Annotated in this window: 25 protein-coding genes and 1 pseudogene; 13 read left to right on the forward strand and 13 right to left on the reverse strand. The window is 37.6% G+C overall.

The features are described 5' to 3' along the window. Positions 1-108: 108 nt before the first annotated feature. The 5 genes from yidC to H6F39_RS09160 all read left to right on the forward strand — a co-directional run bounded on the left by yidC (position 109) and on the right by H6F39_RS09160 (position 3386). Complete coding sequence (gene yidC / locus H6F39_RS09140; RefSeq protein WP_190396588.1) at positions 109-1254, forward strand: membrane protein insertase YidC; 1146 nt, start codon at positions 109-111, stop codon at positions 1252-1254. A 2-nt stretch (positions 1255-1256) separates the two neighbouring features. After that, positions 1257-1772, forward strand: coding sequence for a R3H domain-containing nucleic acid-binding protein (locus H6F39_RS09145; protein ID WP_190396589.1), 516 nt, complete (start codon positions 1257-1259; stop codon positions 1770-1772). 86 nt (positions 1773-1858) lie between these two features. Next, on the forward strand, positions 1859-2362 hold the full coding sequence (locus tag H6F39_RS09150; protein ID WP_137907905.1) for a DUF177 domain-containing protein: 504 nt from the start codon (positions 1859-1861) through the stop codon (positions 2360-2362). A gap of 339 nt (positions 2363-2701) precedes the next feature. Further along, entirely contained in the window at positions 2702-3001 is a 300-nt protein-coding gene (locus tag H6F39_RS09155) for a type II toxin-antitoxin system HigB family toxin (RefSeq protein ID WP_190396590.1), read from the forward strand. Next, positions 2985-3386 carry a type II toxin-antitoxin system HigA family antitoxin gene (locus tag H6F39_RS09160; RefSeq protein ID WP_190396591.1) on the forward strand — a complete coding sequence of 134 codons (402 nt, stop codon included), beginning with the start codon at positions 2985-2987 and terminating at the stop codon, positions 3384-3386. The genes H6F39_RS09155 and H6F39_RS09160 overlap by 17 nt, the downstream gene beginning before the upstream one ends. A gap of 56 nt (positions 3387-3442) precedes the next feature. Here H6F39_RS09160 and miaA read toward each other — a convergent pair whose 3' ends face one another. Continuing rightward, complete coding sequence (miaA, locus tag H6F39_RS09165; RefSeq protein ID WP_190371841.1) at positions 3443-4336, reverse strand: tRNA (adenosine(37)-N6)-dimethylallyltransferase MiaA; 894 nt, start codon at positions 4334-4336, stop codon at positions 3443-3445. 217 nt (positions 4337-4553) lie between these two features. On the opposite strand from miaA, the gene gyrB reads away from it, so the two are divergent. Continuing rightward, the gene (gene gyrB / locus H6F39_RS09170; RefSeq protein ID WP_137907901.1) at positions 4554-6491 is read left to right on the forward strand and encodes a DNA topoisomerase (ATP-hydrolyzing) subunit B; all 1938 of its coding nucleotides are present in this window, start codon (positions 4554-4556) and stop codon (positions 6489-6491) included. A 1141-nt stretch (positions 6492-7632) separates the two neighbouring features. After that, positions 7633-8802 carry an RNA polymerase sigma factor RpoD gene (gene rpoD / locus H6F39_RS09175; RefSeq protein ID WP_028084497.1) on the forward strand — a complete coding sequence of 390 codons (1170 nt, stop codon included), beginning with the start codon at positions 7633-7635 and terminating at the stop codon, positions 8800-8802. Positions 8803-8856: 54 nt separating this feature from the next. Here the strand turns inward: rpoD and H6F39_RS09180 are convergent, their stop codons facing one another. The 5 genes from H6F39_RS09180 to H6F39_RS09200 all read right to left on the reverse strand — a co-directional run bounded on the left by H6F39_RS09180 (position 8857) and on the right by H6F39_RS09200 (position 11829). Beyond that, complete coding sequence (locus H6F39_RS09180) at positions 8857-9090, reverse strand: hypothetical protein (RefSeq protein ID WP_028084498.1); 234 nt, start codon at positions 9088-9090, stop codon at positions 8857-8859. A gap of 106 nt (positions 9091-9196) precedes the next feature. Next, on the reverse strand, positions 9197-10108 hold the full coding sequence (locus tag H6F39_RS09185; protein ID WP_190396592.1) for a lipopolysaccharide assembly protein LapB: 912 nt from the start codon (positions 10106-10108) through the stop codon (positions 9197-9199). A gap of 77 nt (positions 10109-10185) precedes the next feature. Next, positions 10186-10653, reverse strand: coding sequence for a restriction endonuclease (locus tag H6F39_RS09190; protein ID WP_137907898.1), 468 nt, complete (start codon positions 10651-10653; stop codon positions 10186-10188). Positions 10654-10655: 2 nt separating this feature from the next. Next, the gene (locus tag H6F39_RS09195; protein WP_137907897.1) at positions 10656-11159 is read right to left on the reverse strand and encodes a hypothetical protein; all 504 of its coding nucleotides are present in this window, start codon (positions 11157-11159) and stop codon (positions 10656-10658) included. 16 nt (positions 11160-11175) lie between these two features. Continuing rightward, positions 11176-11829, reverse strand: coding sequence for a ParA family protein (locus H6F39_RS09200; protein ID WP_137907896.1), 654 nt, complete (start codon positions 11827-11829; stop codon positions 11176-11178). Between the two features lie 547 nt (positions 11830-12376). Here H6F39_RS09200 and H6F39_RS09205 point away from each other — a divergent pair. After that, entirely contained in the window at positions 12377-12640 is a 264-nt protein-coding gene (locus tag H6F39_RS09205) for a DUF3146 family protein (protein WP_028084500.1), read from the forward strand. Between the two features lies 1 nt (position 12641). On the opposite strand, the gene H6F39_RS09210 is transcribed toward H6F39_RS09205, so the two are convergent. The 3 genes from H6F39_RS09210 to ntcA all read right to left on the reverse strand — a co-directional run bounded on the left by H6F39_RS09210 (position 12642) and on the right by ntcA (position 15705). Next, the gene (locus tag H6F39_RS09210) at positions 12642-13064 is read right to left on the reverse strand and encodes a pre-16S rRNA-processing nuclease YqgF (protein ID WP_137907895.1); all 423 of its coding nucleotides are present in this window, start codon (positions 13062-13064) and stop codon (positions 12642-12644) included. 196 nt (positions 13065-13260) lie between these two features. Beyond that, positions 13261-14709 (reverse strand): DUF3084 domain-containing protein, encoded by a 1449-nt coding sequence (locus H6F39_RS09215; RefSeq protein ID WP_137907894.1) that lies wholly within the window; start codon positions 14707-14709, stop codon positions 13261-13263. Positions 14710-15033: 324 nt separating this feature from the next. Next, positions 15034-15705, reverse strand: coding sequence for a global nitrogen regulator NtcA (gene ntcA, locus H6F39_RS09220; RefSeq protein ID WP_028084503.1), 672 nt, complete (start codon positions 15703-15705; stop codon positions 15034-15036). Between the two features lie 374 nt (positions 15706-16079). On the opposite strand from ntcA, the gene fabI reads away from it, so the two are divergent. The 5 genes and pseudogenes from fabI to H6F39_RS09245 all read left to right on the forward strand — a co-directional run bounded on the left by fabI (position 16080) and on the right by H6F39_RS09245 (position 21449). Further along, entirely contained in the window at positions 16080-16856 is a 777-nt protein-coding gene (gene fabI / locus H6F39_RS09225; RefSeq protein ID WP_137907893.1) for an enoyl-ACP reductase FabI, read from the forward strand. Between the two features lie 93 nt (positions 16857-16949). Further along, a complete protein-coding gene (hisB, locus tag H6F39_RS09230; protein WP_137907892.1) occupies positions 16950-17561 on the forward strand; it encodes an imidazoleglycerol-phosphate dehydratase HisB in 612 nt (203 codons plus the stop codon). A 65-nt stretch (positions 17562-17626) separates the two neighbouring features. After that, positions 17627-18242, forward strand: a pseudogene (locus H6F39_RS09235) (ATP-binding cassette domain-containing protein). Between the two features lie 617 nt (positions 18243-18859). Next, a complete protein-coding gene (locus tag H6F39_RS09240; protein WP_137907891.1) occupies positions 18860-20296 on the forward strand; it encodes a polysaccharide biosynthesis/export family protein in 1437 nt (478 codons plus the stop codon). A 292-nt stretch (positions 20297-20588) separates the two neighbouring features. After that, a complete protein-coding gene (locus H6F39_RS09245; RefSeq protein WP_137907890.1) occupies positions 20589-21449 on the forward strand; it encodes an SPFH domain-containing protein in 861 nt (286 codons plus the stop codon). A gap of 108 nt (positions 21450-21557) precedes the next feature. On the opposite strand, the gene folP is transcribed toward H6F39_RS09245, so the two are convergent. The 4 genes from folP to H6F39_RS09265 all read right to left on the reverse strand — a co-directional run bounded on the left by folP (position 21558) and on the right by H6F39_RS09265 (position 25099). After that, complete coding sequence (gene folP, locus H6F39_RS09250; protein ID WP_137907889.1) at positions 21558-22406, reverse strand: dihydropteroate synthase; 849 nt, start codon at positions 22404-22406, stop codon at positions 21558-21560. Positions 22407-22450: 44 nt separating this feature from the next. Beyond that, positions 22451-23176 carry a triose-phosphate isomerase gene (gene tpiA, locus H6F39_RS09255; RefSeq protein ID WP_190371851.1) on the reverse strand — a complete coding sequence of 242 codons (726 nt, stop codon included), beginning with the start codon at positions 23174-23176 and terminating at the stop codon, positions 22451-22453. A gap of 196 nt (positions 23177-23372) precedes the next feature. Further along, on the reverse strand, positions 23373-23810 hold the full coding sequence (locus H6F39_RS09260) for a hypothetical protein (RefSeq protein WP_137907888.1): 438 nt from the start codon (positions 23808-23810) through the stop codon (positions 23373-23375). 5 nt (positions 23811-23815) lie between these two features. Beyond that, a complete protein-coding gene (locus H6F39_RS09265; RefSeq protein ID WP_190396593.1) occupies positions 23816-25099 on the reverse strand; it encodes an AAA family ATPase in 1284 nt (427 codons plus the stop codon). Positions 25100-25176 lie beyond the last annotated feature (77 nt).

The raw sequence follows: 25176 nt of genomic DNA on the forward strand, positions 1-25176 counted from the left end.
GGGAGAAAACCGCCTCCATTTAACTCTATTTAGAGGATAGGCTTAACCAAGCATCCCACTCCCGCGCGGGGTGGGAGTGTCAAAGTACCGCAGGTTTAATTCAGAATAATGGATTTTGGTATCGGGTTTCTCTCGAACAACGTGATGTTGCCCATCATAGACCTTTTCTATGGTGTTTTCCCTAGTTATGGCTTGGCAATAGTAGCCTTAACATTGATTATCCGCTTTGCACTCTATCCCCTGAGTGCCGGTTCCATCCGCAGTATGCGACGAATGCGAGTTGTGCAGCCTGTGATGCAAAAGCGTATGGCAGAAATCAAAGAACGCTATAAAGATGATCAGCAAAAGCAACAAGAGGAAATGCTCAAAGTCCAAAGTGAATTTGGTAATCCCTTAGCAGGATGTTTACCTCTATTGTTGCAGATGCCAGTATTATTAGCATTGTTTGCCACTTTGCGAGGTTCACCTTTTTCTGGTGTTAACTACTCCGTTAACCTGCAAATCTTCCCTCAAGAACAAATTGAGCGCATTCAACCCCAAGCATTTGCTACTCCCCCACAAAATATCTACATTGCTGATGGTGAACATATTCCCATTTCCGCTATCTTACCGGGGGGTGATAAGTTAACAGTGGGAGAAAAAACTAAGATTCAGTATCAAACCGTAGAAGGTAAACCATTTGATTTACTCTTAAAGGAACATCCAGAATCTCAGTTGACACCTACCTGGAAAGTCACCAAAGGCGCGGAAAGGGTGAAAATTGATGCCGAAGGCAATATAGAGGCTCTAGAACCCGGAGACGTGACCATTCAAGCCACAATTCCCGGACTAGCAGCAGAAAAAGGATTTCTCTTTATTGATGCTTTAGGTAGAGTGGGCGCTATTGATCCCGATAATACAGTTCATTGGGATATTGTGGCCATGATTGTCTTCTTTGGTATCAGTCTTTATGTCAGCCAAATGCTCTCTGGACAAAATTCCAGCGGTGGCAACCCTCAACAAGATACAGTCAATAAAATTACTCCTGTGCTCTTTTCTGGAATGTTCTTATTTTTTCCCCTACCGGCTGGGGTACTTATGTATATGGTAATTGGTAATGTTTTCCAAACTATCCAAACCTATATCCTCTCCCGTGAACCTTTACCAGAAGAAATCCAAAAAATCGTAGACTTACAGGCAAAAGAAGCACAAACCATTGAAGTAAAAGCGTTGCCATTTGAACCCAAAAGTTCTAAGAAAAAGGCTAATGGTTGATTATGAGCGACATTTCTATGCAAAATAGTGAAGAATGGTTACAAAATTTGCTACTTCTCATGGGTTTATCTACTCAAGTACGGGCTAATTTAGAAACTAACCCATCTTCTGAGCAAGATACACCCACAGGAGAAAGCTACTGGTTAACAATAGATCAAACCAATTTAACATCAGAACAAATTCGGATTTTAATTGGTGCTGGTGGTTCGGTGCTAGATAGCATTCAGTATCTCGCAAATTCCATTCTTAATTTGAACCAACCAGAAGACAATCATACCGCTTACACCGTGGAATTAAATGGTTATCGTGTGAGACGAGAAGCCGAAATCCGCACTTTAGCAGAAACGGCTGCCGCAGAAGTCCGCTTTTCAGGAAGAGAAGTAGAACTTCAATCTCTCAGCGCTACTGAACGAAGACAAATTCACACATTATTGCAGGATTGTCCTGATTTAGAAACCTTCAGCCGTGGTAAAGAACCTCACCGTCATTTAGTTGTTCGTCAAGCAGTTACACCATAATTAGGTAGTAGGGAACTCTTAACTGGGAACAGACAAGAATATTACCCATTACCCATACTCAATTTTCAGGGTATTTCACAAATCCTATGGACGCTATTTTTATTCCGCAGCTATCTAAAGCCCCGGAGCGGACAGAGGAAATTCAAGTTCAAGAGTTTCTGCCTGGATTGGAAACATTAACACCCGTGCGGGGAATTATCCAAGTTAAACACCAGGGTAATTATTTAGAAGTTTCATCTCAGGCAGAAACAATTATTACTTGTACCTGCAACCGCTGTTTGCAGCAGTATAACCATCGTCTGGTTCTTGATACTCAGGAAGTCATTTGGTTAGATGAAACCGCTAATCAAACGGAAGATTTTCCTTTAGAAATGGAAGTTGCTGTAGAGGATTTACTGGAAACTTTAGCACCTGATGGTCACTTTGATCCCGGTGAATGGCTATATCAACAGATGTGTTTAGCATTACCTCAGCGTCAATTATGTGACCTTAATTGTCCGGGTATTTTGAATACTGCTGTTTCTGAACCACCCATTGATAGCCGTTGGGCTTCATTAAATGCTTTGAAAAAACAACTTCCAGATAATTAGTAAATTTACTGTTTGGTGCGTTATGGCTTAATTCTTTATGGCTCGGTAAAATCCGTGAACACTCTCTCAAACTCCTCAAGGATTTTTTATCTTTGTGGAGTTTTTAATTACGGAAAAATGAACCACGAAGAAGCGAAGAGCGCGAAGGGAAGAGGGTTTTAGAGAGATTTTGCATAAGCCTTAATAAGGGCTTGACAACTTACTCTCATTTTGCGAGAATAAAGTAGGTGGCAAGCATAAACAAGGCATAAACAAGGCATAAACAAGGCATAAACAAGGCATAAACAAGGAGTAAAGCTATGTACACCAATCACTATTATTTCAAATCCAAAGTATATTATGCACCTAATTTCAATTCGCACCCTCCGCGAAGAAGCAGCAAAGTACCCTGATATCAAAAAACAAATTGAGAGTTGGTATATAACTTTTAAAAAAGCAGAATGGCAAAGTTTAAATGATGTTCAAAAAGTTTATCGAGATGCTGAAGCAGTTGGTAATTTTACTGTTTTTAATATCAAAGGTAATGACTATCGTTTAATTGTAGGGATTAATTATAAAACAAAAAAAGTTCACTACAAATACTTGCTAACTCACGCGGAATACAATAAAGATAAATGGAAAAATGACCATTACTTTTGACGATAAAACTTATAGTCAATTACTAGCAGAAATCGCTCCTCAAGTAATTGAAACAGAGGAAGAGTATGAGCGTCTTTTAAAAGTTGCAGAATTTCTAACTTTTAAAAAGAATCTTACTCCAGAGGAGCGAGCTTTAGATAAATTGATTGTCAGACTAATTGAAGATTATGAGGAAGAAAATTATCCAATGGATGAATCTACACCTCATGAAATATTGCTACATATCATGGAATCTAGCGGCATTCGTCAAGCTGACTTAGTACGTATTCTAGGTTCTAGCAGCGGTGTAGTTTCAGAGGTTGTCAACGGTAAACGTTCAATTAGTAAAGCACAAGCAAAAGCCTTGGGAGAATATTTTAAAGTTTCTCCTAGTTTATTTATTTAGAATTGGATTTTTAAGGATTTACAGGATTTTTTGTCTGATAACGCCACGCTACGCTATCAGACAGAAAATTCGTTTATGCGTCGCCAAACACTTTCCAATAAATCAGAATTATTCATATCAAAATATTCAAGATTAGGAGATTGTCTAAACCAAGTCCGTTGACGTTTGGCAAATTGTCTGGTATGTAAAATAATTAATTCTTTGGCTGCATCTAAAGAAATTTCACCAGCTAAATATTGTTTGATTTCTTGATATCCTAAAGTATTTAATAAGGATAAATAAATACCATATTTTTGAGACAAGTATTCAACTTCATCAACTAAACCATCTGTTATCATTTGTTCAGTTCGTTTGCGAATCCTGACATCTAAATGTTCTGCATCAGCATCTAAACAAATTTGTAAAATTGGATAATCTGGTGGATTTTCTCCTTGTTGTTCAGAAATAGGAATACCAGTGGTATAATAAACCTCCAAAGCTCTTAAAGTCCGCACCAAATCGTTAGCGTGAATTTTTTGGGCGGCAACGGGGTCAACTTGTTGTAACATAGGGTAAAGTTGGATTTGACCAAGGGGTTCTAATTGCGATCGCAATTCCGGCTGTGGTGCAACTCTGGGAATTTTCATTCCTTGAACAATGGAACGAATATATAAACCTGTTCCACCCACTAACAGCAGTGTTTCAACTCCCAAACTAGCAATTAAAGCCTGTGCTTGTTGTTGATAATCTGCTAATGTCATGATTTCAGTTGGTTCACAAATGTCTATTAAATAATGGGGAACTAATTTTTTTTCAGCTAGATTTGGTTTCGCTGTCCCAATATCAAACTCACGATATACTTGACGAGAATCAGCACTGAGAATTACAGAATTTAATCTTTGTGCTAAACTCAAGGCTAAACTAGATTTACCCGTGGCCGTAGCCCCACAAATTACAATTAATTTAGTCATTAGTCATTAGTTAGGTGTTCGTTGTCACTGGTCAGTGGGAAGAAAAACGTAAAATAGGGAATTTTCTCCCCAATTCTCATCAGGGTTACAACCCTTATGTAAACTTCTCATAAAATTGCGCTACAGACGGCAGGAAGGCTTTTATGTTATAATGTTGGGGTGATTTGACTTTTTTCGCATTTTAGCAATTTTAACCCCAAGCATCAGGAGAATTTTCATGACGAGCAGTTACAGCGCCGATCAGATTCAGGTTCTGGAAGGTCTGGAAGCCGTCCGCAAACGACCAGGGATGTACATCGGTACTACAGGTCCGCGAGGACTTCACCATTTAGTTTACGAGGTAGTTGACAACTCTGTTGATGAAGCTTTGGCGGGTTACTGTACCCATGTTGAGGTGGATATCAATGCTGATGGTTCTGTGACGGTGACAGATGATGGTCGGGGTATTCCTACGGATATTCACCCAAAAACAGGGAAATCAGCTTTAGAAACTGTGTTAACTGTTCTCCACGCAGGTGGTAAGTTCGGTGGTGGTGGATATAAGGTATCCGGCGGTTTACACGGTGTGGGAATCTCTGTGGTAAACGCTTTATCTGAGTTTGTAGAAGTCACGGTTTGGCGTGATCACAAGATACATACCCAACGATATGAACGCAGTTTCCCTGTTACTGAATTGGTAGCAAAGCCCTACAAAGAAGATCGAACGGGGACTTCTATTACCTTTAAGCCAGATACACAAATTTTTACTACTAGCATAGAATTTGATTACATTACTTTATCTGGACGCTTACGTGAGTTGGCGTATCTTAATGCAGGTGTAAAAATTACTTTTACAGATCATCGCTTAGAAATTATTAAAAGCGATATCCCTAAAATAGAAACTTACGAGTACAAAGGTGGTATTAAGGAATATATCGCCTACATGAATCGTGATAAGCAGCCTCTCCATGAAGAAATTATCTATGTTCAAGGGGAACGCAACAATGTCCAGGTAGAAGTGTCTTTACAATGGTGTACTGATGCTTATACGGATAATGTCCTGGGTTTTGCTAATAATATTCGCACTATTGATGGTGGTACGCACTTAGAAGGTTTAAAAGCAGTTTTAACTCGGACATTAAATGCTACCGCTCGCAAACGCAATAAAATTAAAGAGAATGAATCTAATCTCAGTGGTGAACACGTCCGCGAAGGTTTAACTGCTGTCATTTCTGTGAAAGTCCCTGATCCTGAATTTGAAGGACAAACTAAAACTAAACTGGGAAATACAGAAGTTCGCGGTATTGTTGATTCTTTTGTCGGTGAAGTTCTCACGGAGTATCTAGATTTTCATCCTGCTATAGCTGATGCTATTTTAGATAAAGCTATCCAAGCGTTTAAAGCTGCTGAAGCTGCTCGACACGCACGGGAATTAGTCCGTCGGAAATCAGTATTAGAATCTTCGCCTCTACCTGGTAAGTTAGCAGATTGTAGCTCTCGTGATCCGGCTGAATCTGAAATATATATCGTAGAAGGTGATTCAGCCGGTGGAAGTGCGAAGCAAGGACGCGATCGCCGCACCCAAGCAATTCTCCCTTTGCGTGGTAAAATCCTCAATATCGAAAAAACTGATGATGCCAAAATCTATAAAAATAATGAAATTCAAGCCTTAATTACCGCACTGGGTTTAGGAGTTAAAGGTGAAGAATTTAACCCCTCACAATTACGATATCATCATATAGTATTAATGACTGATGCTGACGTAGATGGGGCGCACATCCGCACCTTGTTGTTAACTTTCTTTTATCGTTATCAACGGGCGTTAATTGAACAAGGTTTCATTTATATTGCTTGTCCGCCATTGTACAAAGTAGAGCGCGGCAAAAATTACCAGTATTGTTACAGTGAACGGGAATTACAACAGCATCTAGATACTCTTCCTAGTAATGCTAATTATACCATTCAGCGGTTTAAAGGGTTGGGGGAAATGATGCCTGAACAACTGTGGACAACCACCATGAACCCAGAAACCCGCACTCTCAAACGAGTGGAAATTGAAGACGCAGCCGAAGCAGATCGAATTTTTACCATTTTAATGGGCGATCGAGTCGCGCCTAGACGGGAATTTATTGAAACTTATGGATCTAAACTGAATATGACAGATTTAGACATTTAAGGAATGGAAACAGGGGTAATTACTCATTACCCCTGTTCTCCAAAATTTTTCTCGAAAAATTATAAATTTTCCCCACAAAGGCATAAAGCATTTGCTATGCTTAGATAGCTTGACTAGATATTATCTACAAAGCAAAAATTGATAAGTATACACAAGACTTTTCCGTTCAGAGATGACAGCCACTTTCTTAAAACCAGAAGTATTCACAAGGATAATTAACATACCTGAAATTACCTAAAAATATCATTAGGCAACTTTAGTAACAATATTATGTATCATCTGATTAAAATATCGTTGTATACAATAAGAACAGTTTGTCAAGTTGCACAGGGTAGAAATCTCAACTCTGCGCTAATGTGTGAATAAGGCTGAATTGAGTCAAATCTCGGTTCATCTCTCACAGTCCTAAAATACCCGATAATCTTAACTCCTTAGTTTAGATTTTTAGTATAGCATATACAGGGGTTAGCACCTGGAAACAAACAACAGTCATTAACAGACGGTGGTACAATTAGTTTAAGTAAAACTAGTACCTGTAAACAAGTGCCCGCCATCGGGTTTAGTTGAAACAGGACATAAACACAAATTGTCTACATCAGAACAATTTGTACAGGTTTTATAGAGCAGCAATTGTTCCTAACTTTTAATTTAATGACAATCCCACTGTCAAACCAACAAGTTTTCGATAAGATTAATGGTGTTACCACCATTTTTAATGTCTTTTTGATAAAGGTAGCTTGATCTGACTTTCAGGAGTTCATAAATAATGCACAAAAAAAGCGCATTTTTTGTGAAACAGGCTACAATCAAAACGGTATTTACAGTTAAATCTGCCAAAGGTCATACAATTGTGTCCGCATCAGGAAGCTTTTTGAAGAAAGATGAACCTAGTTTGATAGATTCAGTTAATCGAAAGTGATATCTAGCGTCGTCATGTATGACCATGGGGAAAGTGAGCAAGTCACATTACAAATGACATTGCCACTGCACAATCCTGATTAAAACAGGGAAAACAACAAACACCGAAAATATTTGAGGGTGAACAGCCAAAACCCAATTTTCGGTTCAGAGATTACTTGATGCCAAAAGTAATCAAAATGTCTTGAGTAACTGATTCTGCAAGGAGCATGAGGAACGCGGCATGAACCAGGCTAACAACGTACTCGATAATATTTATCAGCCTGACCTAGAAATGATAAATCCGCCTGAGATCGAATTACAAGAACTCTTAATAGAAGAAGAGGACTTATTGCTGGCTGATGATGGCGAAATTGATGATTTTTTAGATCCTCAGTCTGATGAGGACGACACCAAGTCTGGAAAAGCCGCTAAATCGCGTCCTCGGGCACAAACCAAGAAAAAGCAATACACCGAAGATTCCATTCGTCTGTACTTGCAAGAGATTGGGAGGATTCGTCTATTACGCGCAGATGAAGAAATTGAACTAGCGCGCAAAATAGCTGAACTACTGGTGCTAGAAGATGCTTACAAGAGTTTGTATGAAAAACTAGAACGGATACCAGAACCAGAAGAATGGGCAGGAGAAGTAAAATTATCATTACCAGCCCTACGCTCTAGACTCCACATAGGAAGAAGGGCTAAGGAGAAAATGGTACAATCGAACCTGCGGCTGGTGGTTTCCATTGCCAAGAAATACATGAACCGTGGCTTGTCCTTCCAAGACTTGATTCAAGAAGGTAGTTTGGGGTTGATTCGTGCGGCTGAAAAGTTTGATCACGAAAAAGGCTATAAGTTTTCTACCTACGCTACATGGTGGATACGTCAAGCAATTACAAGGGCGATCGCCGACCAGTCTCGCACTATCCGTCTACCGGTTCATCTCTACGAAACAATTTCCCGGATTAAGAAAACTACCAAACTCCTGTCCCAAGAAATGGGGCGCAAACCCACGGAGGAAGAAATTGCCACTCGCATGGAAATGACCATCGAAAAACTGCGGTTTATTGCCAAATCTGCCCAGTTACCAATTTCTCTGGAAACACCCATAGGTAAAGAAGAAGACTCCCGTTTAGGTGATTTTATTGAGTCAGAAGGTGAAACCCCAGAAGACCAAGTTTCTAAAAACTTGCTGCGGGAAGACCTAGAAAAAGTCCTAGATAGTCTCGGACCTCGTGAACGGGACGTTCTCAGATTACGCTATGGTTTAGACGATGGCCGCATGAAAACCCTAGAAGAAATCGGCCAGATTTTTAACGTCACCCGCGAACGTATTCGCCAAATCGAAGCCAAAGCACTCCGTAAATTACGTCACCCTAATCGTAACAGCGTACTAAAAGAGTATATTCGTTAAGTGAGTAGGGGAGGGTTTAACTGATTAACTTTTTAAACCTTCCCCTACTATTAACTACATCTTACCTTGCTGCATCACCTCTTGGAGATGCTGGCGAATTTCGTGTGCTTGTTCAATTTCTGACTGGCGTAATTTTTGGAATAGTTCTACACAAGGTGTAGAATTAGCCTCTTTTGCGTCTTTGATATAATTTTCATAAGCTTGAACGGCTACTGCTTTATTATGCAGTACGCTGATAAAATCATACTCTAAGTTACTAATGGGTTCTTGAGTTTTGGTTTTACTCATTTTTTTACTCCGTTAGTTGTTTAATTAATTTCTACTTATTCCTCCATAATTATTCATCTGTCTAAAAGCTGAGTTAGTCCTATAACTTTTTGGTGTAAATCCTACCTTACCTACTTAAATTTTGGGCTTTCTCTAATAACTCCTCGGAACTTTTCACCCACTGTAAATTACCCTGAATATTATATAAGTCTCTAGCATATTGCAAGACTTGGACAGCTTCTTTGTACTGCTTTAACCCCATAAAAACCAACCCCGCACCATAATAAGCATTAGCATAACTAAAGTTCCCCGCAGCGGATTTTCTAAAGGCTGCTAAAGCTTCATTTAATTTACCCTGATTAAATAAAATTGTTCCCATACTATAATGGGCTTCTGCATATTTAGGATTGATTTTAATTGCTTCACTAAAAGCTGCCTTCGCTTGCTCAATTTTCCCCTGTTGCAGATAACAGACACCTAAATGATAAGCTGGTTCAGGCGCGTTTTGACTAATTAATTTGGCTTTTGCAAAAGAAGCGATCGCACTTTCCCAATTTTTCTCCTCTTCCCTAATTAATCCCATATTATAATGGGCAAAACCCAAATTTGGATTTAATTCTAAAGCCCTACTTAAATAGTCTTTGGCCAATTTTAAATTATTTCCTTCTAATAAAGCCCCACCTAAATTCGCAAAAGCTAAAGCAAATTGAGGGTCAGCTTGAGTAGCTTGATAAAAAGCATCTGCTGCAGGTTGTAACTTTCCTGATTGTCGTAGTGCTAAACCTAAGTTATAGTGCGCTGCTGCTAATTTAGGATCTAGTTTAATAGCTTCACGAAAAGCCGTAATTGCATCTTCTAATTTTCCCGACTGAATCGCTTGTAATCCTTGATTTAAAGCCTCTGTAGCTGCTTTAGTATTTGTGTTTTGTGCCAGTATTAAAGTAGGGTAAGAACTGGAAAATACGGGTTGAATATTAATACTTAATAATAAGAAATTGATTATCCCAAAAATAGGATATTTAATTAATGGTAATTGCATGGATTTAGTTTTATTTCGTGTAATCTCTCTAAAATATAATTCACATAAACTTATAAGTAATACACAATATAATCATACTATTTATATTTAGCCCATTCACCATTACTCAAATTCCTCAATGAAGGTAAATCTTGAGTAGCTCTTATAAACATCTCCGTTTCTCCAAACACATCTTCAAGGCTTAATAAATGAATCTTTAGCTGTGTATTAATCTGCTTACTTTGAATAGCTTTATTTAAACGAGAACGAAATCCGTCTGTATAACCAACACCAGCTAACATTATGCCAATATTAGCTTCATGAATTATTATATTACCAATTAATTCTGCTGAATAAGAAGCATCTAAGATATTTTGGGATAATTTAGACTGAAAATAAATCATATCATTATTTAGTTCGGCATAATCATCTATTCCTCCATCACTTCCAGATTTTCCTGGTGTTAATCCCAGATAGGCAGCAAAACGTCTACCTAAATCTTGTTTTGCTGTTTCGCTAGAATAAATAATCCCTGTTACTAACGCATCAATTTCTAAGAAATCCATTTTTATTTTTCCTGATTAACAGTTTTAAATTCTGCAACTAAGTTTTTATAAAGTAAATTGATACCAACAAACAAACATTCATTTATTCTGTCTTTCATGTCCAACTGTTCTATTTTGTTTGATGTTTCAGGTGATAGCCTAATTTTTCGTGAAAATCTATCACGGTCTTTGTTAGACATTTTCTCTATTGGAGTAATTTGTTTTAACTCGGCTTGATAATTTTCTGATTCTTCATCAATTATTTTTTGGATACTTTCTTTATGCTCAGAGAAAAGAAAATGTACGTAACTAATTACTGATTCTAGAAATAGTTCTTTTTCTAATCTGAGGATTGCAGTTAGCTTTCCTATCTTTTTTAACTCAGAGTCAGTATATCTTAATTCTATATCTAAATCTAAGTTTTGATTTTCTTGTTTTTCTTCCTCTACTTTTTTTATGCCGTTTTGGATGGCATTATCGGTCAAAAAATCTTTACTTGGAGTGGTTTGTTTATCTTCTATAGACATAATTCATCTCCTAACATTATCCATCTAATAAATCAACAAAGTAATCGTATAAATGTTCTAAACCTTCATAGTCCCAAATATATTTTCTATCTTGATAGATAGCAAATTGCATCTGCTCTTGACAATCAGGCATTTCATCCGCAACTCTGTATCTTTGAGGTTTCAAATCGTCTTCTAATCTCTCAACGATCTGATATATAGAGGATTGTGATATTCCTAAAGGTACAATTACTACCTGTGGAGCATAGCCTGCTTTTGTTTCCAATTGAGCAATAACTTTTAGAGTTCTGGGAAGATTACGCAATGCTTTGATTTCCTGAGATTTATTAACTGGTACTAAAATCAAATCCGGGTCATTCCCTACTATTGTTTGTACAATATTTTTTAGAGGACTGTCAATATCTAAAACAATATGGTCATATTGCCCTTTTGGTAGCTCTTTCGGGATTGCTTCACGCCTTCCATTATACATTACTGTACTATTTTCTAGCCATTCCCAATCTTTTGATTTTTCTGGATTGCGATCAATGTAAAACTGCCAAAAATCTGCCTGATCATCACAATCAATTAGAAGTGTACTATCTTGTCTGTTAAGAAGAACACCAGCAATATGAACAGCAAGGGTAGTTTTTCCCACACCACCATCATTATGAGTACATAGGATAATCAATGGAAACAGCCTCCCTAAAATCTAAGTATTAAGACAGCAATAGCACAAGAGAGCGATCTTAGCCAAAAGACACACAAGGACTATCAATTTCTACCGCTGGAGTAAATGAACTACAAAAATTTACGGTAGCACAATCAACATCTAACTCATCAGGGTGAGTACACTGTAATTTAACATAAAAAGCACAGTCTTGACAAATAGTTTTATATAACATTGGCTGCAAGTCAATGACGGGACTCCATGGTGAATAATCCTCAAGTTGAGATAAAACCCACTACCTTGTATATTCTGTAGTGGGCAATAGCAGTAATAAACAATGTCGTTCTTATTATCTGTTATTTTCGTAACAAAATTGATTCCTGAATGCAATTATTGCATTATTATCTTGCATTTATTGTCATTTGACTACAAATCAGCAGTTAAAAACCCAGACCTTACTAACTTATGTTGTCTTTATTAGTTTATTGATTTAAGCTATTTTTAGTACGTAAAATAAATAGCCTACATAAATAATTGGCTTTTATCCCATACCTGACATTAAATAAGCGTGAGTGCAAAACGTCTGCCAGAAACTACTGCCCATGTTAGAATTATCCGCCAATCTTGGCAACAGGGCTTTCTTGAAGGTGAAGTCAGCGCTGGTAATTTTCAATGGCATTTCCAGTGGCATTTTCGTCGGGGGGAACTTTCTGTAAAGCCTTCCCAAGGTCGTGCTTTAATTAAAGAACCTCTAGGACGGTTTTTAGAACAACAAGATTATCAATTAGAACCTGGGGGAGATTATGCTTTTACAATTCGGGCTGAACTCTAAATTATTTGTTAGTTAGTCGGTTCAGGTATCTTTCAATTAGAAGGACTGCCACAATATCATCTATTGCCCTGGGAGGTTGACGCATTCCTTTGGGTAATAGTTTAATTATACCCTGGGGTGGATACATCTGCCAATAGCGATCGCGTGCTTCTAAGGTAGAATAACGTTCATCAACTAAAATAATATTTGTCGGTTTACTTAATTCTTGATTAAGTTGCTGTTTCCACTTTTTAGCTGTTGTTTGATCTCCCATCACTATTAATGATACAGGAAACTTTTGCAATTGTACTTCAATGTTAGCGATCGCCTCTTCTGCTAATATCACTTTATGATAATACAGTTGTCTATCTAATCCCATTACCGCAATACCACATTTATCACGACCAGGATCAAATCCTAAAACTACAGGTTGTGTATTAGTCATTGGTTATTAGTCATTAGTTCTTTGTTGTTATCAATTTTTACTGTAAGTCAATCATTTGTTATTGTAAGTCAATCATTTATAATTGTAAATTCGTCATTTGTTATTGTAAATTAATTATTTGTTATTGTAAATTAATTCAGTAATTGTGTAAAGTTTTGCTTTGTTATTAGTTTATATTAAATTGATTTTTGATTGTTCACGTAGTGAAAAGAATTTGTCCATTTAATAAAGCCACTAATTTTATTCTTAATGGACCAATAGTATAAGTATCCTCTGCGGCTACGGCTTTAACTTCTATCTCTTGCTCTGTTTGCTGTAATTGAGTAACAAAGCGAACAAAAGTCCCTTCTACTTCTACAGCTTCAACAATTCCCGCATTTCGAGCGCGAAATTGAGAAGCAGAAACTAGCAAATCTAGACGTTGACGCAGTTGGTCAGATGTCATATTAATTAAATCGGCTGTAGTTGTAGCCAGTACCTCACCTGATGAAAACACTAGTTGATTTCGGGCTGCATCTGCAAAAAATTCGATTTGCTTTTCACCTCTAACGTAATTACCTGCTGAAAAGATTCGTACTACATATTCTCGACCATCTTTAATTTGTGCAATTAATTGATCAACTTGATTTTTAGTCACACGCAGTATTTCTGTATTTGTAGATTTAGCGCCAGGTTCAGTTAATTGAATATTGGCATTACGATTAGCTTCTTGTAAAATTTGGATAATTGCCTGAGTTGCCATAATAGGTTTATCAACAGTAATTAACCCTGCCACTATCACTTGACCCCTAACTAAACCTAATTTACCCAACCGGAGATCACGGTAAGACTGATAATATTTTTCTAATCTAGCTACTTCTTGTTCTAAAAATTTTTGTTGTTTTTCCAATTCTTGTAAACGAGATTCTCTTGTCAGAATAATTTCTTCTCGTTGTTTAATTTGTAGATTGCGGTTTTGAATCAGCTTATCTAATTTAGTAATTTTGCGATCGCGTTTTTCAATAGCCGTCTTTGCCTCATCAATAGCTTGCTTACTTTGAGCATACAATCTTTCTCGTTCTGACTTTAATTCTTGCACTGCACTTTGTAATGTCAGGCGCTGATTGTAAAGAGTTTGTAATTCAGTTTTAGCTTGTTGATATTGAACCACAATTCCACCGAGACGACGTTGAGTTTCATAAAGTCGTACTTGAGTTTTAGCCTGTTGGTTAAGAGTACGATTCAATTGAGATTGTGTAGCTTTTTGTTTAGTATTTGCCGCTCGCAAATATTTATTGATAGTTTGTAATTCCTGTTGTACCTGACTTCGTTCTTGTCTGCTTTGATTTAACTCACGTTCTACCTGACCTTTTTGAGTTTCTGCGGTTTTCAGTTGTTCCCGCTTTTGTCCCAAGTCCCTTTGAATATCCTCCAACTCAAATAAACCCTTTCGCAATCCTTCATCAGCAGCAAATAGAATTGCTAAAGTGGTTGCAGAAATCAGACCACCCGTAAAAATAGTCACAATTACAGCGGTTTTTTTCGGACGCAAGTTGAAGAGTGAGAGACGTGCTTTACCAACTCGTGTGCCGATGCGATCGCCCACGGTGGCAATCACGCCTCCCAGGATGAGAATTGCTGCAATTAGGATGTAACCAGTGGTCATTGTTAGCTACGGAAATGCTGACCAGTCTAGCCTACTACGTTCAACCATTGTCTGTGGATAAATAATCAATGGAGTGGGGGTAATTTTGGAATTGGTTGCCCCTAATATCTAAAAATTCGTACCAATTCCATTACCTGACCAAAAAATTTTAGATTTTAGATTTTAGATTGGGAATTTTCGGTACAACCCTCGCCCCTTCAGGGCAGAACTAATCCAAAATCGCTAATTTAAAATCCCCAAGCTCCACACTTTAGGGTGGAGTCAATCCAAAATCCAAAATCGTAAATCCAAAATCTATTGACCTTACCCCATAAATTATAAATTTTAAGTAAATTGCTTACTTAAAGCGACAGGTTTATGCACAGTAATCTTCTTTTTATGAATGGAAATCATTTTTTTCTCGCGTAAATCTCCCAGGAGTCTAGTCACAGTAACGCGAGTCGAGCCAATTGCTTCAGCGATCGCCTGATGTGATAACTTCAGATCAATGGTAATGCCATCAGCAGAAGGAACGCCAAAATCACGACAAAGAATCAGTAAAAAACTAATTAACCGTGAACCCATGTCGCGGTGAGCCAGAGTTTCAATCATCATCTCCGTCTGGAGAATCCGCGAAGACAGCCCTCGCAGCATTAACATTGATAATTCTGGATTTTCCTTTAGTGACTGCTCCACTTGTTCAATTGGCGCTGAAAGCAATTCTACAGTGGTAAATGCCACTGCATGATAAAATCGATCAGACTTATTACCTGTCAATAGAGACAGCACGCCAAAAACGCTATTTTCCCTCAGCAGAGCCACCGTTATTTCTTCTCCTGCTTCATACACCCTCGACAGTTTCACCGCACCCTTGAGAAGAAAATAAACTCGTTCAGCAGGATCTCCCGGAAAAAAGATCGTCTTATTGCGTTCAAACGTCTCGACAACCGGGGGAAAAGCCCCGGTGGCCATCTGACGAAAAACATTTGCTAGGGCTTTGTCTTGTGTCACGATCATCTCCCTTCCCCTACCCAATGCCAGAAAAACAAAAACTAATTACCTAAGAATACACCTGAAAAATCAATAAAGCACCGTTATTTTTTTTGTTTTTCCTATACCCAAATTCATATTTCCTAACCCTTCGTTGATTATGATACATAATTTTGGTTCAGGTTAGCTAGTAATTATTGATAAGTAGTTCTGCTAGTTATCGTCTCCAGGTTTTGCCCCAAAGCTGGGAAATTTCTTGAGAATCTTTACAAATATGGTTATGATTTGCCGGGTACTTCCTGCCTACTCTTTGCGGATTTTAGAAAATTTCTAGACTCACAAAGTTAAACTAGGGTCAGATTCTAGTATGCTCCTAATGATGAATTATATTAGCAAAGTTTATGCTGAATCTGTCTGGAAAAAATGCCCTAGTTACAGGTATTGCCAATAACCGTTCTATCGCTTGGGGAATTGCCCAGCAACTGCACAAAGCGGGGGCTAATTTGGGTATTACCTACTTGCCAGATGACAAGGGTAAAATGGAAAAAAAAGTGGCTGAATTGGTAGAACCGCTCAACCCTAGTTTGTTTCTGCCCTGCAATGTTGAAAATGACGAGCAAATTCAATCTACTTTTGAAACTATCCGGCAAGAATGGGGGAGATTAGATATTCTAGTCCATTGTTTGGCTTTTGCTAAAAAGGAAGATTTGACCGGAGGTTTTAGCCAAACTTCCCGTTCTGGTTTCAATACAGCTTTAGAAGTTAGCACTTATTCTCTTGTACAGTTAAGCGGTGCTGCTAAACCTTTGATGACTCAAGGCGGAAGTATTATTACTCTTACATATTTGGGAGCAGTTAGAGCAATTCCTAATTATAATGTTATGGGTGTGGCTAAAGCAGGTCTAGAAGCCAGTGTTCGTTATTTAGCAGCCGAATTTGGTCCTGAAAATATTCGTGTTAATGGCATTTCGGCTGGTCCTATTCGCACTTTAGCTTCTTCTGCCGTCGGTGGTATCCTAGATATGATTCATCATGTTGAAAAAGTAGCCCCGCTCCGTCGCACTGTCACTCAATTAGAAGTAGGTAATACAGCCGCTTTTTTGTGTAGTGATTTGGCAAGCGGTATTACTGGACAAATCCTGTATGTAGATGCGGGATATGAAATCATGGGGATGTAAGAAGAGGCCGGGAGCAGGGGGCAGGGAGAATATTTATTGCCCCTATTACCCATTACCCATTACCCATTACCCATTACCTATTGCAACTGACAAATGACAACGGACAACAAACAAACACCTCGCATAGTCTCAGTTCACCGTACTACTGGTGAAACAAATATTTATGTCACTATCAACCTTGATGGTACAGGTATATGTAAAGTATCTACTGGTATTCCCTTTTTAGATCACATGCTTCATCAAATCGCTTCCCATGGGTTATTTGACCTGGATATTCAAGCTCAAGGTGATTGGGAAATTGATGATCATCACACTAATGAAGATGTGGGAATTACCTTGGGACAGGCATTATTTCAAGCTTTGGGAAATAAAAAAGGAATTGTCCGTTTCGGTAATTTTACTGCTCCTTTAGATGAAGCCTTGGTACAAGTGTCCTTAGATTTCTCCGGTAGACCTCATCTAAGTTATGGTTTGGTAATTCCTACTCAACGGGTGGGGACTTATGATACACAATTGGTGCGGGAGTTTTTTGTGGCCTTGGTAAATCATAGCCAAATGACGTTACATATTCGTCAATTAGATGGTATTAATTCCCATCATATTATTGAAGCTGCTTTTAAAGCCTTTGCTAGAGCTATGCGAGTAGCAGCGGAAATTGATCCACGTCGAGCAGAAACCATTCCTAGTTCCAAAGGTGTATTATAAAAATTCCCGACAGCGGTTAATATGTAGATAGTTCTCAATAGTCAGTAGTTGATAATTTCACGTCCATGAATTCTGTTGCAGACAACTCCAATGCTCGACAAAATCCCCTAGACAAACAACCTGTAGTCCTGACTTGTGAACTACGAAAAGTCTATCGCACCGGATTTTGGCTCAATCAAAAAGTTGTATCCCTGAAAAACTGTTCTTTACAAGTGTATCCAGGAGAAACCTTTGGCTTGCTCGGTCCCAATGGTGCGGGTAAAACCACTTTGTTAAAATTGTTGTTGGGAATTATCCGCCCCACATCTGGAAGGGGATTATTATTAGGTCAACCCATAGGTGACGTTAAAGTTAAACAACATATTGACTACCTCCCGGAAAATCCCTATTTATACGACTATCTCAGTGGTTGGGAATTTTTAGAGTTAGCAGCGGGTTTATTTCAAATTCCCCAAAAATTACAACCTCAACGTATTCCCCAATTAATGGATAGCTAGTTTAGAATTTGGTGCTGATGGTTGTTGGCAAGGTATACTCGAAGAAAATGACTATGATTTTCTATCTAGTCTGGGTTTGATGGGTGGAAAAATCATTACCATGAATCTATCACGTCAATCTCTAGAAGAGTTTTTTATTCAGCAAATTCAAACCAGAAATCATACCCTGTCTGAATTGATTTAATCAGATAGCAAACGAAATCAGAAAGTAGCACTTTATCGTTTTTGCTTGATGGTAAATGGCTGTCCAGGGTATCAGCTATGGCGAATAGATTGGTGATTAAGATAACTACCATTGGTAAATTTTCATGGATAAATCAGCCATAAGTAGTAATTTTATTTTTCACAAGACTGCTATATTTACAGCTTAATCTGTAGTACCACAGTAGATTTCAGAGGTGTTTAAAAGGTCTAAATTCATATTTGTCGAAAACTTTAAAATATGCTCTTAGATAAAAGTCAAACAAGGTAAAAATGGAAAGCGTGTAGAGATATCTAAAAAATAAAATTATGAATCTGATATTTTAGAAAAAAATCTCTGAGGAGAAGTGGAAAATATAGAATCAAAAATTGTTATCAAAATTGAGAATTAAATTGTCTAAATAAATTTAGAGGTGAATTAACTTCATGGAAAATATAAAATCCATATCCCAAAGCAATAAATTACAATTACTTATGTCCGGAAAATTAAAGATTTATGAGAAAATAAAATTGTTGAGCCACTGCGATGTTTAGGTGTAATCAACGTTAAAATGTTTCAGAATAACTGCAAATATCGTTATCTCCAAGTCTCAGGTAAGTATGCTTAATAAAAATTTGTGTAAATTCCTCACCCATTCAACCATGAGTTTAGCATTGCTAACAACCGTCAACATCGCTTTACCATCTGCGAGTATGGCACAGAGGCAGTCAGTAAAATCAACATCTAGTATAGTTACAGATTACTTATTAGGAGGCGGTGATCTCATCCGTGTAAATGTATTTGAAGTTCCAGAATATACAGGTGAATATCAAATTCCTCCTGGTGGTGCAATTAATATGCCTTTAATTGGTAGTGTACCCGTTTCTGGCTTAACAACTGAACAGGCCTCTGATACCATTGCGAAAAGATATTCTCGTTTTCTCAAACGTCCTCTGATTTCTGTTAACTTGTTATCACCTCGTCCCATAAATGTGTTTGTAGCTGGAGAGGTAACCAGGCCTGGAGCTTACACCCTCAGCTTACAAGGGGGAGCAGGGAATAACCCCGGTGTGCAATACCCAACGGTATTAGCTGCCCTAACTATAGCCCAAGGTGTGACATTAGCAGCAGACGTGACTCAAGTGCAATTACGGCGCAAAGTAGGGCGTTCTGGAGAGCAGACGGTTTCCCTAAATTTAAAGGAATTGACTCAAACAGGGCGAATTTCCCAGGAAATTACCTTACGAGATGGAGATACCATTATTGTTCCCACTGCTACTAGCCTAAATGTGGCTGAAGCTCGGAATCTCTTTGCAGCTAACTTTGCTGCTAGTCAAACTTCACCCCGCACAGTGGTGGTAATTGGTCAAGTTTACCGTCCCGGTTCTTATCTTGTCACCGCTGGAAATGCGGGTGGAGGAGAGGGTGGTGGTGCTGGTGGTGGTTTACCCACTGTGATGCGGAGTTTACAACTAGCTGGGGGAATTACGTCCCTTGCAGATGTACGGAAGATTAAATTACGCCGTCCTACTCGAACTGGTACGGAACAAACTATAGATATCAACCTTTGGCAATTACTACAAAGTGGTGATATCAATCAAGACATTGTGGTGCAAGATGGAGATACAATCGTCATTCCTACAGCTACAGACATTAGTGCGGCTGAAGCTACGCAATTGGCTACCACTACTTTATCGCCAAATACTATTGAAGTGGGTGTAGTGGGTGAAGTCAAAAGACCGGGAGCGGTAAGATTACAACCCAATAGCTCTTTAAATCAGGCATTATTAGCTGCTGGTGGTTTCAATGATAGTAGAGCCAGTAAAGGAAGTATAGAACTCATCCGCCTCAATGCCAATGGTACAGTTACTAAACGTCCAATTAAAGTGGATTTATCTAAAGGAATTAATGAAGAAACTAATCCGATCCTGCGTAATAATGATGTTGTCGTAGTTGATCGCAACGTTTTAGCTAAAACAGGTGACAGAGTTAATACTGTAGCTGGTCCTTTAGGGACTATCTTGGGGATTATCAGACTATTCACTACTGGATTTTAGGTTATTTAGGAAAGGTAAAGTAATGGTTTTCTAGATTTCCCACCAAAAAATCTAGGACTAAAATATGGTTATAATATGACTTAGTTACTTAGTCAGCAATTAATAATTAAATTAATAATTATAGTAATTATAAGTATAGCAATAATCGCCTATAATATCAAGGCAGGTTAATTATTAACAATTCTCATTCAAAAACTACACATTTAACCCATTTAAAATTACAGTTAGTTAATACACGGTATAACCATCACCCTGAAATCAATTCTGCCCAAAGCTGAAAGAGGAGAAGATCATGGACCCAATAATTTTGATTATATTTTTAGCTCTGGTAGGTTACGCCTTGGCCTCTGCAAAGATGGTAAATCAAGGGAATGTCGCTTTAGTTGAACGATTGGGGCGATATCATCGTAAACTTAACCCTGGACTGAGTTTCATCGTTCCCATCATTGATCAGATTGTGATGGAAAACACAACCAGAGAGCAGCTTTTAGATATTAAACCGCAAAATGTAATTACTAAAGATGGTATCTATTTAGAAGTAGATGCAATTGTTTATTGGCGCATTCAGGACATTGAAAAAAGCTTTTATGCCATTGATGATCTAGAACAGTCTCTAGCAAACATAGCCACAACTACCCTCCGGGAAAATATCGCCCAAAATTCCTTGGAGGATACTAATATGTCTAGAGATCAGATAGACAAAACTATATTAAGCGTATTAAATTCAATTACATCCACCTGGGGAGTTGAAATTACGCGATTAGATATTCAGAGTATCACCCCACCTGAGACTGTACGCAAGTCAATGGAAGAGCAACAGAACGCACAAATTAAAAAACGAGCCGCGATTTTAGCCGCCGAAGGGGAAGAAGAAGCGGCCGTTAAGAGGGCAAAAGGAACTAAAACATCTATAGAGATCATTTCTGAAGCCTTGCGTTCTCATCCTGAAAGTAAGGATATTTTACGGTATCTTGTTGCCCAAGATTACGTAGACGCTAGTGAGAAACTGGGTGCAAGCAATAATGCCAAAATTGTGTTTGTAGATCCTGCCAACTCAACGGAAATGTTTCAGGAGTTGATTTCTGATTCGGTACAAGAAAATCATAGTAAAAACCCTGGTAACGGTAACGGTAATGGTAATGGAGCTAATTAATACAGCGTATTTCATCTAGGTTAGGTACACTTTGAGCGGGCAAGATGCCCGCACCACGAGATTTTTATGATTAATACCTGTACCTCATCACATCGGAAACTGGTGTAATTAGTAGGAATAACGAAAAATGGCATCTGTCACCAGAGTTACCTCTTGCATTTCTTGAACATCGTGAACTCGCAGGATATCTGCACCATTAAAAATAGCTGCACAACAGGCTGCGGCTGTTCCCCAAATCCGTAATGTTGGATCTGGTTGCTTGAGGATATTACCGATAAAACTTTTGCGAGATGCCCCTACTAAAATCGGAGCATTAAGTGTTTTTAGCGATCGCAAACGCCGGAAAATTTCTAAATTCTGCTCATGATTTTTAGCAAAACCAATACCAGGATCAATAATGATTTTATTTTGGTCAATTCCCGCCAGGATAGCATCAGTAATTCTCTGAGATAAAAAGCTGTAAATATCACCTATTAAGTTTTGATAATCTGTGAGATTGACCATGGTTTGAGGGTTTCCACGGATGTGCATTAAGATAATTGGCACGTTTAAACTGGCTACGGTTGGCAGCATTTCGGGGTCATAAGTACCAGCAGAAATGTCATTTACTAAATCTGCTCCCGCGTTGATAGCTGCTTTAGCTACCTCAGCCCTCGTTGTATCTACAGAAAGAGGGACATCAACTACTGGGCGTAGCTCCTCCAAAACAGATATAACCCGATCAAGTTCCGCATCTACTGATATTTGCTTCGCCCCCGGACGAGTTGATTGTCCACCAATATCAATGATATCAGCGCCAGCGGCAACCATTGCTTGTGCTTGGGTTAAAGCGGCGGAGATAGTATTAAATTTACCACCATCACTAAAACTATCAGGAGTGACATTTAAAATCCCCATGATATAAGTCCGCCTTCCCCAGACAAAACAGTGATTTCCGATAGTTAATTGGTCAAGCATTATACATAATCCAAATTGATAATTACCCCAATCCCCAATCCCCATTATTGATAATTGACAATTCTGGCAAAACTATCAGCTTCTAGACTAGCTCCACCAACGAGAGCGCCGTCAATTTCTGGTTGTGCCATAATTTCATCAATATTATTCGGTTTAACTGAACCGCCATACTGAATAGGAACTAGGGGATTAGTCAATTGACCACGAATTAAGCCAATTACCCGATTTGCTTCCTTCGATTCACAGGTATCACCAGTACCAATAGCCCAAATTGGTTCATAGGCAATAATCAAGTTGTTTTGATCAATATCTACCAAGTCCTTTTCTAACTGGGTGCTAATTATTGATTCTGTTTCCCCCGCGTCTCGTTGTTGTTTAGTTTCCCCAACACAGAGAATGGGAGTGAGTCCATGTTTTTGAGCGGCCTTGAGACGGAGATTGACAGTTACGTCTGTTTCCCCAAAGAATTGCCGTCTTTCACTGTGTCCAATAATGACATAACGCACACCGATTTCTGTGAGCATAGGGGCAGCGATTTCCCCCGTATATGCTCCATTTTCTTCCCAGTGGACGTTTTGCGCTCCCAAATTTACACGGCTACCATGCAAAAATCTGGACAGCAGGCTTAAATCGGTGAAAGGAGGACATAATACCACTTCTCGTACTGAGGGGGTTTCCTCCAGGTGAGGCAAAAATCCGCTTAAAAAGGCTGCGGATTCTGCCTGGGTTTTAAACATTTTCCAGTTACCAGCAATAACGATTTTCCGCACAGGTGATTTAATCAAAATTTTAATGCTACTAGATGCACTTTTTAATTTACTACTTTTTTAGGACTATTCACGAAGCAGAATTACAACAGAGAACAGGAAACACATTATTTAATGTATTAAATATCGCTTGTGTAAAATAGAAAAATACTTACCCATCCCTAATAGAGAAATTCTAGAACATATATATTTACTACGTTTATTTATCTGTAATCAAGGCATTAATATTTTCATTACAGCCTGTTTTTTTAATTCTTAGCACTGCATTGTACTTACTTTTAAATGATTTTGTCTTAACTTGAATTTGTGTTGATGTTATAGGGCATCTAGTTGTGATGACATAGCAATATTTGGGAACATTTTTATAACCTTGGGATATAACTTTAATTGTATTTTCAATTTGTGCAAATGCGTGTTCTACATCAGAACCTTTTAACTCTATATAAATTTCAATATAAGGTTCATTAATAATTAGTAACCAATCACATTTAACTCCTTGAATATCTAAACAACCATCTACTTTAACTTTAGTCACTTCTATTAATTTTTCATTCGTAAAAATTATTTTACTACTTTTCTTTTCTTCTATTAATATATTTTTATGGCTGATTTTTTCGGAACATTTATCTAAATCCACAGATGTTATTCTCCCAATTCAAGTTCTATTAATTTTTCAAACACTTGACTAAATTCGTTGGATACTTCATCAATGATATTTGCGTCAATCAAGTTATTGTCTTCATTGATCAAACTTTCAATCATACCATTTTTGATGGTGTAAGCAGCAACATCATTAATATCTAATATTTGACTTTCTGGAACTATTTTAAATAAATCTTTTAGTAAATCATTTTGTTCAGGTTTCTCTCTTAATGCTTTTAGAGTATTACCTGCTTGAATTAGGTTATTAAAAGCAGTTAGTATATAAGGACTGTGAGTAGTTATAATAAATTTATGCTTTTTTTCGGTTGCATTAAAAACTTGACTGATTAAACTTATAACGTGTTTTTGTGATGTAGGAAATAAATGTGCTTCTGGTTCTTCTATAATGAAAAGTGTTGTTGAACTAATAAAAGGCAAAATAGCTAATATAAGTGTCATAGGTAGGGCTTCCTGTTGTCCAGAAGATGAATGTGATAAATTAGTTCTTCTATTTTTGTTTGTTTCGTTAGTGTATAATATCCAGTCCTGATCTTTTTCGTATGAATAATTACCCACTATTATCTGATTAATTAATTCATCAATTGAATCATTTAGCTTAAACGCATGAATCAATTTTCTAAGATGATAAAAATTTTTTACTCTTTCATAAGCCGAACCAAATTCTTTCAGAAAATAATCTATGACTATATTTTCGGACAAAAAGGAAAAAATATTATTTTGTAAATTAGCAAAAAACGACCTCCCCGCAGGGATAAAAGTTACCAATTCAAGACTATTAAAATGATTATCTCTCAGAATATATTCAGTGAAAATTGTATTGTAATATTCTTCTATTTTCTCAGGGTTATTTTCTGCATATTCAGTGGTTTTCTTATTATAGTCGCTTAATATTTTTCTGCGAACTTTAACTAAATGTTCAGAATATATCAAAGATAATTTAGACTTCTTATCATCTGATTTTTGGTTATTCAAAGCTATGGAATAACTATCAAATTCATATAAAATTTGAAACTCCTGATTTTTCCAAGAATATTCCGGGAATATAATTTTAAACGTTGTAATTATACTTCTATCAAATTCTGCTTTTTTTTGCTTATTCTGGATTGAAGAACGATATTTAATGAAAAAATCTTTAAAGAAATAAACTAATTTAGCAATTACACTTTTACCACTAGCTTGCTGTCCGATAATAATATTTATCTTGGATAAATTAAATTCAATATCTTTGATATTTAAAAAGTTTTTTACTGTCAGTTTTTCCATAAGTGCAATATATTATCAGTAATACAAGTGTATTACTAGGAAAATAAGTCATTGATGAATTGTACACGATATTTTAG

Origin of the sequence: Dolichospermum sp. FACHB-1250 (genome assembly GCF_014696335.1) — a bacterium.
Lineage (GTDB): Bacteria > Cyanobacteriota > Cyanobacteriia > Cyanobacteriales > Nostocaceae > Dolichospermum > Dolichospermum planctonicum.